The sequence below is a fragment of the Paenibacillus taichungensis genome, from assembly GCF_003287275.1.
Lineage (GTDB): Bacteria > Bacillota > Bacilli > Paenibacillales > Paenibacillaceae > Paenibacillus > Paenibacillus taichungensis_A.
Genome location: NZ_QEVW01000014.1, coordinates 420,783 through 433,934 on the forward strand (window position 1 = coordinate 420,783; position 13,152 = coordinate 433,934).

The window sequence follows — 13,152 nt, forward strand, 5'->3', positions numbered from 1 at the left end:
AGGTTCAAATTAATGCTTTTATCCAATCATCTACAGTCAGCACATCGGCATGTTGGGGGAATACACTCTCGATGAGAACACGATGAACTTCAGGGTCTCTGTCCAGACAGGCATCAGAAAGTACGGTCAGCGCGTAGTCCTTATCCGCCGCTTCACATAATGTAGAAAGAACTACTCCGCTGGTTGCGATACCACTGAGGACCAGTGTATTGATGCCATGGGATTGAAGGAGATTTTCCAATTCACTTCCCGAGAATCCACTGACGCGGAACTTGTCCACAATGAGCTCGCCTGGGAGTGGCTGCACCGACTCATGGATGTCCATTGCCACTTTCATCGCCGGATTGGGTTCGCTCACATCGCCGCGGCTAGACTTTTTTCCAAATAACTTGTTGCGCTCACTTATTGGAGGGACTTCCTGGCGATGACCAACCTTCACAAAAATCACGGGTACGTTATGTCTGCGAGCTGCTTCTACCGCTTTCTGAAACGGGAACAGTGCATCCTCGTGCTTCACATATTGCGATACAATGATGTTCTGCATATCCATGACCAGAAGTGCAGCTTGGTTATGATGACTTTCCATGGGTTGCACATCCCTCTCATTTTGATTAAGATTAAGAGGAGAACTCTCCGCTTAACCTCTTCTTGATATTAAACGGAGGGTTCTCCTCTTGTCAAATTTTGGACGTCGAAGGATAGGAAGTGACAGACAGTGGATATAACCAATACCACCTCTCGTTCGGAGCGACGGGATGCCGCCGAGAATCGCCAACGTATCTTGGATGTGGCTAGCAAATTATTCGAGCTGCACGGCGTTGAGCGGGTCAGCATGAATCAGATCGCTTCCGCAGCGCAGATTGGAGCGGGTACCTTATACCGCCGATACCGTAATAAGAGTGAGTTATGCATGGACTTGATCAAAGATAATGCAGCGCTGTTCTTCGATGATGTGGAGATATACTTGCAGGAGAATGTACAGCGTCCACCATCTGAGCGATTGCGGGGTCTGCTTACGTTATTTATCCAATTTAGAGAGAAAAATGCGGAATTGCTCTCGGGTATTGAGAATGCAGTATATCAAGGATCAGAGTCCAGAACCTCAAGTCCTCTTTATGACCAATTGCATCAGCAGCTATTTGAACTATTCGAAGAGATGGCAACAGAGAGTAACGAATCACAGGCCATCAGTTTGTTCAAAACGGACATGCTTCTGACGGCCATGAGCAATGACTCGTATCTTTTTCAAAAAAACGTGCGCGGTAACTCTCCCGACCGCATTGTGGAGCAGCTTTGTTTGACCTTTCTTTAACGTATATGGGTATATAAAAATGCAAAAAAGCCTAATTCATCGTCGACAATCTGACGCTTGAACTAGGCTTTTGGAGCTTGAGGTGTGAATTTATAATGTTTTGATATACCATGCATCACAAGCGAAATGCTCCGTAGCATTTAACGGTTCGTCCAATGCTATAAAACCGTTCTTGATATAGAACTTGTTAGCTGCGACCATGCTGCTCAACGTTTCAAGATAACATTGTTCATAGTGGTCTTTGGCATATTCCAGCGAAATCTGAAGCAATTCATATGAGATTCCGGTGCCTCGTGCTTCTTTTAATGCATACATCTTCTGCAATTCACAAATATGTGAAAATCCCTCCACGGGTCCGATTCCGCAGCCGGCTACAATGGTTGAGTTATGCTCCACCACCCAATACCTGGAGCCCTCCCGTTGATAAAGATGATAAAAATCGCCCAGATTCGGATCAGCCCAGGCCGTTCCTGACTTATTGGCCCCGAATTCAATCAAACAGCTTCGAATCAGAGACTCTACTTCTTGATTATCTTTTTCCTCTATCTCTCTAATGAACATGCAGTAAGCCTCCACATCATGAAATAATTGCTGCTCTTAACTGCACAAATTATACTACAATTTGGATGTAACACACTACCATTCAACTACAATGAAACGGAATCACTCGTATCGGAAGGCTGTGTCTGCTTGATTTTCAACAACCGTCTTACGTAGATTATGAAAAGCAAAAAAGAAACCATCACCGACAAGGCACTAACCATAAACAAGATGTGATAACTCATGTATTCGGATACCAGCCCCAGGACCATGGCACCCAGTCCGATACCGAGATCAGTCGCCGTTGAAAAGAAAGCATTGGCTGCCCCTTTCCGATCCTCGGGGGCAAGGCGAAGCGTTATGGCCTGAAGAGCTGGCTGAGCGGAACCAAAGCCGATCCCGTACAGAACTGCTGAAGCGAGCACGCCAAGCAAATTGGTTGCGAAGCTAAGCACAATCAAAGCAACGATCGTAATGATGAGGGCCGGGACAATGACTGCTGTTTCTCCTTTCTTATCGGACAGCTTTCCGGCAATGGGCCTGGATAGCGCAAGTGTTGCGGCATAGACCAGAAAGAATGTGCCGGAATTGACTTTAATCTGCTCCGCAAACAAGGGTACAAATGTAGTAATTCCGCCATATGCAATGAAAAGAAAAAAGATTGGCGCCATCACAGGCAAGACTGATTTTTCGAAGATTTGGATTTTCTTTCTGTCCGTATGTGGTTGAAATGGCATTTTGGCTCCCAGCGTCAAAAGCAGGGCCACGACGGACAAACCAACAGCAAAGAGAAACATCGTCTGATATGATGTGCCTTGCATAATCCCTAGACCAATCATGGGGCCAACCGCCATCGCCAGCGTCATGGAGGTGCTAAACCACCCCATACCTTCCCCGCGCCGTGCGGAGGGAATCATGTCAGTCACAGCTGTCATCATGGAAGTTGTGGATATAGCCCAGCTCATTCCATGCACAATACGAAGTCCGATCAGCATGATGATCCCACCAACCCAGTTATACATGTACATCACCAATATAAATAAAAGCAACCCCCCGATCATAAACGGACGTCTGCCGAATCGATCCAATAGTCCACCGACAAAAGGACGAATGATGACGGAAGATAACATTAATGCACCCATGGCGAAGCCCACCTGTTTTTCATTGCCACCCATCTCTTTAATGAAAAGCGGCAGTGTAGGATACAGCATATAAAATGCAGTAAATAAAAAAAGCAAACCCAGCGTCATTAAAATAAATGACTTTGTCCATAAACGCTGCATCATTCATCCCCCTCATTTTTATTATGATATCTATAACTTGATCTGTTCTTGTACAAAAACAAATATTGATATATTAATGAACATCTGTTAATAATTATAGACAGAATAAGAAAGCTTACCATTGTTAATTGAACGCATTTTGTTAATTACTGAACATGAATCATAAAAATGTTCATTATCTATAGAAAGTTTGGTGAGAATCATATGACCAAAGTGGATCGAAGAATTCGAAAATCACAAGAAGCCATCAAGGCAGCAGTAATTGAATTGATGGCTGAAAAAAATTTTGATGATATTACCCTACAAGATATTTCCGATAGGGCAGACGTAAGCAGAGGCACCATTTATCTTCACTACGTCGATAAGTATGATCTGCTGGACAAGCTGATTGACGGGCATATCAAAGAATTAAGTGAAATTTGCCATTCGGTTGCCGACTTGGATTGGAAAGAATCCATTATTCCCTGGTTTACCTATTTGGAACAGAATTACTTGTTCTTCTCGACGATGCTGGCCAGTAAGGGAGCGGCACAATTCCGCAACCGGCTGGTTGAGTTTCTGAATGAGGATTTCAAGGAGGAAGTACAGTTATCTCAGGCCAGAAAATCCGGATTAAGTGAGGATATTATTCGCCAATATGTGGTTATGTCTTATGTAGGGGTCGTTGAGTGGTGGATCAAGAACGAAATGCCACATCCACCTGAGGTCATGTCTGAGCAATTAGGAGAATTAATTAAAATGAATTTGGGATAACATGCAAAGTGCACGTAACCAAAATAGCGGTAGTCTCAGGATACGAAGTTAACATCCCAGGACTACCGCTATTACTTTTCAAAAAAACTGATCTTTCTGCACTTGGAGCCAACTACCTGCTATCTAAATTGTTATTGCATGTGGACTAGTTACGATATGGATTCCAAAAGACTCTTGGACAGGGTTTTGACCACCAAATCATACGAATGATCAATCATCACAAAGATATCCTGCTCGGACAAGGAACCATCTATAACAATGGTATTCCAATGCTTTTTGTTCATATGGTACCCCGGTTGAACGGCTTCATGCTGCTCTCTGAGGTTTTCCGCAATGATCGGATCACATTTTAAGTTCAAGCGAACGTTATCCGCCTTGTCCTCAAAAATAAGCGCAAACATTTTCCCTGCAATTTTCATAGCAACAGGATCGGCTCCGAAGGGATAATCCTTCGTTGCACCCTTTTTTTTCAAACAGTACTCGATAATCTTATTCTTCAATTCAGTATCTCTCCTTTGCGCAGAAGACAACAACTTCCTTACCCAATCTAATGATACCGAATGTACGTTTGCATGTAAATATCAAGCATTTCATTTCAACTATTCTTCCAGTAATACAGGAATTATCTTCTCAGACAGATTCTTTAATCGCTACGATACGTAATCGGGTAGTGTCGAGAAACCATTGACCTTCGCGCAGGGCCAACCAGATGGATCGGGTTGTAGATTTACAATGTACCTCTACATAGAATGATGCGACAAAGCTTCTATGGACATACAAACAAAAAAACCGACCCCATGAAATAATTCATGAGATCGGTTTTTCATCATTCAAATTAAGCATTCGATACTCTAGCTGTCTTTACTTTCTGTACTTCGTACATATTCACCGTAGTGCTAATCAGATACTCGGGTTTCTCCTGTCCTCTTTTCTCCCGATGACCTTTAATATGCACATCACTCTTCTCCCAATTCTTCCATGCTTCTTCTGATTCCCAACGAATCAGCACCATTACTTCTTCGTGTTCTTTACTCTTTTTGTTAACCATTACACTGAAATCAATCAGTCCCGGCATTTCTTCTACAGGGCTAGGGGCACTGAAACGTTCCACCAGTTTATGACTGTGACCCTTTTCGACTACCATAATACGAGTTTGAATGAACATGAATTACGCCTCCTAATCGCCACAAGTCACTGCTTGAATACAATGGCCTTGGGACATTTGCTAATTTCCCTCTCTCTTATTCTATTCTTATTGAAAATGATTATCAATATCGCATCGATTTTGTGTCCATAAAAAAACCTCCTCCACGAAATGGAGAAGGCATTTTACTCGTTATTTAAAGAGCTTTATTCACTTTGCTGCTCTTTGTTTACTGTGAGTTGTACTATTGTGGTTTGGTTTCCCGCTGTTAGGCTTACTACTGTTTGGCTTACTGTGATTAGCTTTACCGCTCTTTTTAAACCACTCGGATTTAGGCTTGCGAGCCGGATTCGCTTTTGACTTCCCTGGTTTATCGGCTGCAGATTTATGGGGAGCGGACTTTGATGTTTGATTCGATTTTACAAACGCAGGCACACTTGTCATCGGATAAGGATGATTTTTCACTTCAGGAATGGTCTTCTTGATTACTTTCTCAATATCCTTCAGGAATGGAAGCTCTTCCTTTTCACAAAACGAAATCGCCATTCCGCTATGCCCTGCTCTGCCCGTACGGCCAATTCGGTGGACATACGTTTCTGGAATATTAGGAAGGTTGAAGTTGATTACATGTGACAGCTCTTCAACATCAATGCCCCTTGCCGCTATATCCGTCGCCACCAGCACTCGAGTAACTCCGCTTTTGAAATTATTTAGAGCTCTTTGACGCTCATTTTGAGATTTGTTGCCATGAATGGCCTGAGCCGTAATATTTACTTTGGACAAATCGCGAGTTACACGGTCAGCTCCACGCTTTGTACGAGTGAACACCAGTGCTGAAACAATAGATTTATCCTGCAAAATATGATTCAACAGACTCTGTTTCTTGCCATTTTCCAATAGATACACAGACTGTTCAATTCGATCCACTGTGGAGGAGACGGGCGTAATTTCTACTCTTACCGGATCAACCAACAGCGTTTTTACCATTTTTGTAATTTCCGGAGGCATTGTAGCTGAGAAGAACAACGTCTGTTTCTTGCTCGGCATCTTGGCGATGATCCGTTTCACATCATGAATGAAGCCCATATCCAGCATACGGTCTGCTTCATCAAGAACCAGTATTTGTACATGTTTAAGATCAATGCGCTTTTGATTAACCAAGTCAATCAGTCTACCGGGCGTTGCAATAATAATATCTGCACCTTGATTGAGCGCACGCTCCTGGACTTTTTGTGAAACGCCACCCACGATTGCGGCACAACGAATATCGGTAAAACGGCTATATGCCTTAATATTATCTGAAATCTGAATCGCAAGTTCTCTTGTAGGTGTTAAAATCAATGAGCGAATATGACGTGCAGCTTTGGGGCCGTTCGACTTTTCAATTAATAACTGAATGATAGGAACAGAAAATGCTGCTGTCTTTCCTGTACCTGTTTGTGCACAGCCAAGCAAATCTCTGCCTGCCAATACGGCTGGAATCGCCTGTTCCTGTATAGGTGTTGGGGCAGTATAGTTTGCTTTGCTTAAGCCTTCCAAAATTGCGGGTATAATATTCAAGTCTTTAAATGTCATTAGGTCTCCTTAATTTACGCAACAAATATTCATTTGACGTATATCTCATTTCAAAACGTAACACATAAGGATAACATTAAAAGAGCTATCTGTATATGTTCTTTTAAAAGTTTCTTAACAATTCCTTTTAATAAACTTATGCGGCTTCACCTTGGCATTATTAATTTTTATTTGGACTAATACCCTATGTATTATTCTTTATATCAGCTCATCACTATGAAATAAGTCACTTTCTCATAAATTGTACTCAATTTATTATTCCAAATGACATAAATATTTCAAACATTTTCCATTACAAAATATGGTATATTATACATGTTCACAGGTGCATATAGAGTGAATAGTACACAGAAAGGAGTATATATATTTAATTTTATTCAATAAAATATCACTCCATCTCAATGTTAGAGAAGATCCATTTTTTTAACATCATCTAGAGATTATTAATACTTAAAAAGGTGACGTATTCTAATCCTAATGAAAAAGGAGACTTTCAAATGTTAAAAAAATTCATTGCAGCTTCTCTTTTGGCCACGACGTTAATTCCCGCTTCGGGAGCTTTTGCAGCTCAAGCTGTAAGTGATACAGCCATCATTCCATCTTCCACACCAGTCGTTGTTCAGGAGTCACCTAATTCAGAAGTTAGCATAATGGCTTTGTCTTCCTACTATAAAGTAAATGATTATTCTAATTTCCGGAAAACCCCGTCACCTACTGGCGTGAATATTGGCTCACATGTTTACGGCGATTTGGTTTATGGTGGGACTGAGAGCGTTCTTGTAGATGGGATGACTTACTTATATGTCTACAGTTACAAATATCAGGCGTGGGGATGGATACAGAATTACTATCTCGATAAAATAGTTCAACCTTAAACTAAACCTTTTAAATTTGAGAAAAGCGTTAAGTTCAGAATACAATCTGAACATCAACGCTTTTCTTTTTTCGTTCATATCAATCAGTCCATTAACTCACCAATTTCAACCCTACTGCTGATCCAAGCACCATGGCAATAAACAGAATTCTTAACGCATTTCGTGGTTCCCCATAAAATATCATGCCGAGAATGGCTCCCCCGGAAGCGCCGATTCCCGTCCATACGGCGTATGCCGTCCCCATCGGAAGAGTCTTCATCGCAAGCGATAGGAACAGAAAGCTTAGTCCAAAACCCGCAACCAGCAGTATGATTGACATCAAGTTACGATCTTTGTGCAATTTATTAATCATCAGAACCCCAATCATTTCAAAGACACCTGCCAAAATAAGATATACCCAGTTCATGATTCATTTACCTCCTTTGTTTTTCCTTTGCTGAGCATTTTAAGACCGATTACGCCCAATAAAAGAACCCCAATGAGCAGCATTTTCCCAGATTGAATTGCCGCATCAAACAATATAATCTCTGCCAGTACAGTCCCTGCTGTACCCAGTCCAACGAATACTGCATAAACAGTTCCTACATCAAGTGAGCGGGATGCCGCAATCATCAAGGTGAAGCTGACAATAATGGCGATCACTGTAACCCCCCACTCCAGAAAACCACTGGCATGTTTCAATCCAATGACCCAACCGACTTCAAATAAAGCTGCAATAACGACGGACAACCATGTTTTGTTCATTTCTGTCACACCCCTTATCAAATTTTGCTACGTGTATTATTAGTTACATGAAGCCAAAATAAAAAAGCCCGGGAAACAAACTGCATTAAGCAGTTCATCTCCCAGGCTTTTGTCCCTCCGTGACACAACCAACAGGCTGTGAGTTTCCTCTCGGACCAGACCGACATAACTGTCGCGGAACCCTAGAAAACATTTGAATATTTTGATGTGACTCCAATTATACACAATTCTTTTAGATTGGCAACCCTTTTTCTCTACTAGGGCAAGAGGATCTTACATGCCGTATATTTTGTGCGGTACGTAGAATTCCTCCAAGCTTGCAATCTCCTGCGGATCCAGCTTGACGGACAAGGCAGATACGGCATCCTCCAGATGATGTTCTTTCGTTGCACCCACAATTGGTGCGGTGACACCTTCTTTTTGCAATACCCATGCCAGTGCAACGGTCGCTCTGGAAACACCTCGTTTGTTCGCAATATCAGCGACAGTCTCCACAATTTTACGATCGGCATCAACCATTCCCGCAGCGAGTCGGTCTCCTGCTTCGTCGTTCGATGAACGCGCAGTCTTCTCATCCCAATCTCGGGTAAGACGCCCCTTGGCAAGAGGACTCCACGGAATGATCCCAACCCCCTCTTCACGACAGAGAGGCAGCATTTCCCGCTCTTCTTCCCGATACATCAGATTCAACAGATTCTGCATGGAGACAAATGGGGTCCATCCATTGCGTTCCGCCGTATGCTGAGCCTTCATAAATTGCCAGGCGTACATTGAAGAAGCTCCAATATATCGGACTTTTCCCGCCTTAACGACATCATGAAGCGCCTCCATCGTTTCTTCAATTGGAGTACTGCTGTCCCATCGATGGATCTGATACAGATCCACATAATCGGTCCCAAGGCGCTTCAAACTGTTATCAATCTCATTCATAATGGCTTTTCTGGACAAACCTGCACCATTCGGCCCCGGCTTCATGCGAAAATAAACCTTTGTTGCAATAACAACCTCATCACGACGAGCAAAATCCTTCAACGCTCGACCCACGATTTCTTCGCTTGTACCATCCGAATAGACGTTGGCTGTATCAAAGAAGTTAATACCCAAGTCCAGCGCTTTTTGGATAAAAGGACGACTCTCTTCCTCGTTCAACGACCATGGAGCGATTCCGCGTTCAGGGACACCATAGCTCATGCAACCAAGACATAATCTCGATACGTCCAGTCCGGTACGACCCAGTTTTACATATTCCAAAATCAAACACCCCTTTATGAAGTTAATTTTATCCAATAAATGAGATACAATTCTTTGAAAATCGGATTTTCTTCCCATCTGATCTGGGACTCCAATCTCTCGATTACAATTTGCTTCATTTGGTTCGATAAGCGTTTACTCAACCTTTCCACCCATCTTTCTGGCATACTAAAATGGATCAGAGACCCGTTCTTCTCTCCAATTCTTCCGTATATCTGGAACCCATCAGGGTGATTTTTGAAGCTGTATCATTAATGCTCTGTACATCATCGGGTGAAAGTTTAATGTCCGCGGCATCCATATTTTCTATGAGGCGACTCGACTTGCGCGTTCCCGGGATCGGGACAATCCACGGTTTCTGGGCCAGCAGCCAAGCAAGTGCAATCTGTGCAGGGGTCGCTTGGATCTTATCCGCCTTCTCTTTCAACAGATCAACCAGCACTTGATTGGCCTCGAGGGCCTCTGGAGTGAAGCGTGGCAGAATATTACGCAAATCCCCCTGATCAAACGTTGTTTTCGCATTAAAACTTCCCGTGAGATATCCTTTACCCAAAGGACTAAAAGGGACAAAACCAATACCGAGCTCCTCAAGCGCTGGAATCAGTTCTTCTTCCGGACGTCTCCACCATAAGGAATATTCGCTCTGAACAGCAGTGACCGGCTGAACGGCATGTGCACGTCGAATCGTGTTCACGCCAGCTTCCGACAGCCCCCAATGCTTCACTTTACCTTCTCGAATCAGATCCTGCACGGCTCCGGCAACCTCTTCAATCGGCACGTCCGGATCAACACGATGCTGGTAAAACAAATCAATTGTCTCGATCTTAAGTCGTTTAAGAGACTCTTCGGCAACTTTCCTGATCTGCTCAGGACGGCTATTCATCCCGCTCTGTTTGCCACCTTGAATGTCAAATCCGAACTTTGTCGCTATGACAACCTGATCGCGTACAGAGGAAAGTGCTTCGCCAACGAGTTCTTCATTGATATATGGACCATAGACTTCGGCGGTATCAAAGAAAGTTACTCCGCGTTCAACAGCTTCCCGTATGACCGCAATCATTTCCGTTTTGTCCGAAGCTGGACCATACCCGTAACTCATTCCCATACAACCAAGCCCAATTGCCGAAACTTCCAATCCGCTATTTCCCAGTGTTCGTTTTTGCATCATATAACTTCCTTTCTTCATTCAAATGATGTGAATGTGAACTAACGTACATGAATTTATTATCTCCATTTAGGAGTACACTGAATTAATGGGGTTTACTCACACCTATACTGCGACGTATTTCCAGTTCTGGTGACTCTGACAACTTAACAACCAAAGCGGCCACGCTTTTGCAGGATACTTCGCTGCCTCTGAATGGTTCGCCTTTCTGGGTTATTTCATAATCAATCTCGTTAGATCTGGTAAACCACGCCGGCCGTAAGATTGTATAATCTAGATCTGAAGCTTCAACAATGGAAGCAGCTTTACGATAAGGGTCCAATATGCTGCTGTACTTCTGTCCAGGCACTTCATCATAGATCCCCATGGAACTGATAAAAATCAGACGTTTCACTCCTGCAGATTTCATTGTTTCCACGATGGTTCTGGCATACTGTTCCAGGTCACCTGCAAGATTGACATAGACAACGTCCACGCCGTTCATGGCGTCTTTCAATTTGACTTGATCCATCACGTCACCGTCGATCACACGCGCACGATTCGAATCGATATTTCCAAGCCTGCTGGATTTCCGCAAATAAAGTGTTAGCCTGACATCGGTTTCATTTAGAAACAAGTCTATCGCTTCACGGGCGATTTGACCGTTGGCACCCAAAACTAATATGTGACTCATTTCCTTACCTCCTTTTGTTCAGGATAAAGTTGCTATTTTCGTAGAGGTACTACAGCTATGCTGTCTGATTGCCTTTTCGGTCCTCTTGCTTGATTCTGCGAGCCTAATATTATTATGCCGAACTGAAGAAGCGAAGCGGTATATCATTTGTCTTAATTGATTGCCTGATCCTCTCAGGCCCACTTTTTTCTAAAGTCGTTAAGTCTTATAATGAAGCAAGAACAACTCGCAAGGAGGATATGTATGTCCGATAATGCAGTGCAGCAGAAACAGGAACTCACCGAACTAATCCAACGTCACTCCATTCATAACAGCTCTAAGGAAACAGCAATCCCTTCCCTTTATGTCTATCAGCATTCCAGCATAAGTGAGCCTGCTTACCGGGTTTACAAGCCTTCCTTTTGTGTGATCGTTCAAGGCTTGAAAGAAATCTTGCTGGCACAGGAAAGATTCGAATACGGACCATCCAATTATCTGATTGCTTCCATGAACCTTCCAGTGATTGGTCAGATTATAAAAGCATCCACTGATACGCCTTACTTAAGTCTGAAGCTTGAGTTTACACAGAACCAGATTCTTGAAGTACTGAATGATTGTAATATTAAGGTCACCTCTAAAGAAAACGCCAGACGCGCCCTATTTGTTGGACAGATGGAGCCCTCCATTCAAGATGCTGTACTTCGATTGGTTCGGCTGCTGGATACGCCGGGAGAAATCCCGTTCCTTGCCCCACTCTATACGCGGGAGATACTGTATCGCCTTTTGCAGGGACCTTATGGAGCTGAATTGGCACAGATTGCAGTGGAAGGCAGCAGCAGCTACCGGATTCGGGAAGCCATTGAGCATATTGTTCGACATTGGGAGCAACCATTTCGAATTGAAGATCTTGCGGAGACAGCCAACATGAGTGTGTCCTCATTCCATCGACATTTCAAAGAAATTACCGCCATGAGCCCACTTCAGTTTCAGAAGCAGCTTAGGCTTCAGGAAGCACGTCGACTCCTCATGGCTGAGTCAGCTGATGCTGCGGATGTAGCCTTCCGGGTTGGTTACGAGAGTGCGTCCCAATTCAGCCGGGAGTACTCCCGCATGTTCGGCGCGCCGCCGAGAGCAGATATCAAACGGTTGAAAGAAAAATACGATCATGTTATGAGCGAATAAGTACATCGGCTGAGAAATGGAAATGTTAGAGAAATGGATAGCCATTGGGCTATCCATTTTTTAATTTAAAGAGTGAATATCTAATTCTATTCCCATCCTTATATTGACAGCATATGATTCATGGAACTATAATCCTTACTAAACCAAGTTACATACAATGTTTTATAAAGGAGAGGGATCAGATGGCTAATGTTCAGACTTTCAAAGCTACTGCCCATCTACAAGATGGGGTTAAAGTGATCACCAAAGCAAGACAATTCGAACTGATCATCGATGAGCCAACAAACCTTGGTGGTACGGATACGGGAATGAATCCTGTAGAAGCTTTACTCGCCTCACTTGGCGCATGTCAATCCATTGTGGCCCGGGTATATGCCTCCAAATTCGATGTTATCCTTGATGATTTCAGAGTTGAAGTTGAAGGTGATCTGGATCTTGACGGATTTTTTAACCGATCTGATGTACGTCCCGGTTATTCCGATATTCGGTACACATTTTATATTAAAACCAGCTCATCTGAAGAAAAAGTTGAATCATTTGTAAAATTTTTAGAAAGTAAATGTCCTGTGGGTGATACGATCTCCAACCCAGTGAATACCAAGCTCAATCGTGTCATTATCGAAAATGGGATATCGTTGTAACAAAACGAATGATCCAGATACAAAAATATACAAAG

At 43.1% G+C, this 13,152-nt stretch carries 16 protein-coding genes and 1 riboswitch; of the genes, 5 read left to right on the plus strand and 11 right to left on the minus strand.

Features of this window, described 5'->3' with window-relative positions; all coding sequences use genetic code 11:
* Nucleotides 1-4 precede the first annotated feature (4 nt).
* Nucleotides 5-586 carry a cysteine hydrolase family protein gene (locus DC345_RS21760; RefSeq protein WP_113054880.1) on the minus strand — a complete coding sequence of 194 codons (582 nt, stop codon included), beginning with the start codon at nt 584-586 and terminating at the stop codon, nt 5-7.
* Nucleotides 587-715: 129 nt separating this feature from the next.
* Here DC345_RS21760 and DC345_RS21765 point away from each other — a divergent pair, with 129 nt between their 5' ends.
* Nucleotides 716-1,312 (plus strand): TetR/AcrR family transcriptional regulator, encoded by a 597-nt coding sequence (locus DC345_RS21765; RefSeq protein ID WP_113054881.1) that lies wholly within the window; start codon nt 716-718, stop codon nt 1,310-1,312.
* Nucleotides 1,313-1,402: 90 nt separating this feature from the next.
* On the opposite strand, the gene DC345_RS21770 is transcribed toward DC345_RS21765, so the two are convergent.
* A complete protein-coding gene (locus tag DC345_RS21770; protein WP_113054882.1) occupies nt 1,403-1,873 on the minus strand; it encodes a GNAT family N-acetyltransferase in 471 nt (156 codons plus the stop codon).
* 86 nt (nt 1,874-1,959) lie between these two features.
* Nucleotides 1,960-3,135, minus strand: a complete 1,176-nt coding sequence (locus tag DC345_RS21775) for an MFS transporter (RefSeq protein WP_113054883.1) — start codon at nt 3,133-3,135, stop codon at nt 1,960-1,962.
* 204 nt (nt 3,136-3,339) lie between these two features.
* On the opposite strand from DC345_RS21775, the gene DC345_RS21780 reads away from it, so the two are divergent.
* Nucleotides 3,340-3,888 (plus strand): TetR/AcrR family transcriptional regulator, encoded by a 549-nt coding sequence (locus DC345_RS21780; protein ID WP_113054884.1) that lies wholly within the window; start codon nt 3,340-3,342, stop codon nt 3,886-3,888.
* 149 nt (nt 3,889-4,037) lie between these two features.
* Here the strand turns inward: DC345_RS21780 and DC345_RS21785 are convergent, their stop codons facing one another.
* From DC345_RS21785 to DC345_RS21795, 3 genes are all read right to left on the minus strand, one after another.
* On the minus strand, nt 4,038-4,388 hold the full coding sequence (locus DC345_RS21785) for an MmcQ/YjbR family DNA-binding protein (RefSeq protein ID WP_113054885.1): 351 nt from the start codon (nt 4,386-4,388) through the stop codon (nt 4,038-4,040).
* A gap of 335 nt (nt 4,389-4,723) precedes the next feature.
* Nucleotides 4,724-5,053, minus strand: a complete 330-nt coding sequence (locus tag DC345_RS21790; protein WP_113054886.1) for an antibiotic biosynthesis monooxygenase — start codon at nt 5,051-5,053, stop codon at nt 4,724-4,726.
* A gap of 189 nt (nt 5,054-5,242) precedes the next feature.
* A complete protein-coding gene (locus DC345_RS21795; protein WP_113054887.1) occupies nt 5,243-6,607 on the minus strand; it encodes a DEAD/DEAH box helicase in 1,365 nt (454 codons plus the stop codon).
* A 497-nt stretch (nt 6,608-7,104) separates the two neighbouring features.
* Between DC345_RS21795 and DC345_RS21800 the strand changes: the two genes are divergently transcribed.
* Entirely contained in the window at nt 7,105-7,482 is a 378-nt protein-coding gene (locus tag DC345_RS21800; RefSeq protein WP_113054888.1) for a hypothetical protein, read from the plus strand.
* 91 nt (nt 7,483-7,573) lie between these two features.
* On the opposite strand, the gene DC345_RS21805 is transcribed toward DC345_RS21800, so the two are convergent.
* From DC345_RS21805 to DC345_RS21825, 5 genes are all read right to left on the minus strand, one after another.
* Nucleotides 7,574-7,888 carry a DMT family transporter gene (locus DC345_RS21805; protein WP_113054889.1) on the minus strand — a complete coding sequence of 105 codons (315 nt, stop codon included), beginning with the start codon at nt 7,886-7,888 and terminating at the stop codon, nt 7,574-7,576.
* Nucleotides 7,885-8,226 carry a DMT family transporter gene (locus DC345_RS21810; RefSeq protein WP_113054890.1) on the minus strand — a complete coding sequence of 114 codons (342 nt, stop codon included), beginning with the start codon at nt 8,224-8,226 and terminating at the stop codon, nt 7,885-7,887. The genes DC345_RS21805 and DC345_RS21810 overlap by 4 nt, the downstream gene beginning before the upstream one ends.
* Before the next feature lie 96 nt (nt 8,227-8,322).
* Nucleotides 8,323-8,423, minus strand: a riboswitch (guanidine-I (ykkC/yxkD leader).
* 76 nt (nt 8,424-8,499) lie between these two features.
* Nucleotides 8,500-9,477 (minus strand): aldo/keto reductase, encoded by a 978-nt coding sequence (locus DC345_RS21815; RefSeq protein WP_113055004.1) that lies wholly within the window; start codon nt 9,475-9,477, stop codon nt 8,500-8,502.
* A 178-nt stretch (nt 9,478-9,655) separates the two neighbouring features.
* On the minus strand, nt 9,656-10,642 hold the full coding sequence (locus DC345_RS21820; protein ID WP_181586685.1) for an aldo/keto reductase: 987 nt from the start codon (nt 10,640-10,642) through the stop codon (nt 9,656-9,658).
* A gap of 85 nt (nt 10,643-10,727) precedes the next feature.
* Nucleotides 10,728-11,315: an NAD(P)H-binding protein gene (locus tag DC345_RS21825; protein ID WP_113054892.1), complete on the minus strand. Its 588-nt coding sequence runs from the start codon at nt 11,313-11,315 to the stop codon at nt 10,728-10,730.
* Nucleotides 11,316-11,558: 243 nt separating this feature from the next.
* Here DC345_RS21825 and DC345_RS21830 point away from each other — a divergent pair, with 243 nt between their 5' ends.
* Together DC345_RS21830 and DC345_RS21835 are read left to right on the plus strand one after the other, a co-directional pair.
* Nucleotides 11,559-12,476, plus strand: a complete 918-nt coding sequence (locus tag DC345_RS21830; RefSeq protein WP_113054893.1) for an AraC family transcriptional regulator — start codon at nt 11,559-11,561, stop codon at nt 12,474-12,476.
* A gap of 182 nt (nt 12,477-12,658) precedes the next feature.
* Nucleotides 12,659-13,117, plus strand: coding sequence for an OsmC family protein (locus tag DC345_RS21835; protein WP_113054894.1), 459 nt, complete (start codon nt 12,659-12,661; stop codon nt 13,115-13,117).
* Nucleotides 13,118-13,152 lie beyond the last annotated feature (35 nt).

Bases quoted from the DNA above. Each gene is read 5' to 3' on its own strand.
- DC345_RS21775 (WP_113054883.1), bottom strand. From the start codon at position 3,135: ATGCAGCGTTTATGGACAAAGTCATTTATTTTAATGACGCTGGGTTTG.
- DC345_RS21810 (WP_113054890.1), bottom strand. From the start codon at position 8,226: ATGAACAAAACATGGTTGTCCGTCGTTATTGCAGCTTTATTTGAAGTC.
- DC345_RS21770 (WP_113054882.1), bottom strand. From the start codon at position 1,873: ATGTTCATTAGAGAGATAGAGGAAAAAGATAATCAAGAAGTAGAGTCT.
- DC345_RS21760 (WP_113054880.1), bottom strand. From the start codon at position 586: ATGGAAAGTCATCATAACCAAGCTGCACTTCTGGTCATGGATATGCAG.
- DC345_RS21795 (WP_113054887.1), bottom strand. From the start codon at position 6,607: ATGACATTTAAAGACTTGAATATTATACCCGCAATTTTGGAAGGCTTA.
- DC345_RS21835 (WP_113054894.1), top strand. From the start codon at position 12,659: ATGGCTAATGTTCAGACTTTCAAAGCTACTGCCCATCTACAAGATGGG.
- DC345_RS21790 (WP_113054886.1), bottom strand. From the start codon at position 5,053: ATGTTCATTCAAACTCGTATTATGGTAGTCGAAAAGGGTCACAGTCAT.
- DC345_RS21820 (WP_181586685.1), bottom strand. From the start codon at position 10,642: ATGCAAAAACGAACACTGGGAAATAGCGGATTGGAAGTTTCGGCAATT.
- DC345_RS21780 (WP_113054884.1), top strand. From the start codon at position 3,340: ATGACCAAAGTGGATCGAAGAATTCGAAAATCACAAGAAGCCATCAAG.
- DC345_RS21800 (WP_113054888.1), top strand. From the start codon at position 7,105: ATGTTAAAAAAATTCATTGCAGCTTCTCTTTTGGCCACGACGTTAATT.
- DC345_RS21825 (WP_113054892.1), bottom strand. From the start codon at position 11,315: ATGAGTCACATATTAGTTTTGGGTGCCAACGGTCAAATCGCCCGTGAA.
- DC345_RS21830 (WP_113054893.1), top strand. From the start codon at position 11,559: ATGTCCGATAATGCAGTGCAGCAGAAACAGGAACTCACCGAACTAATC.
- DC345_RS21805 (WP_113054889.1), bottom strand. From the start codon at position 7,888: ATGAACTGGGTATATCTTATTTTGGCAGGTGTCTTTGAAATGATTGGG.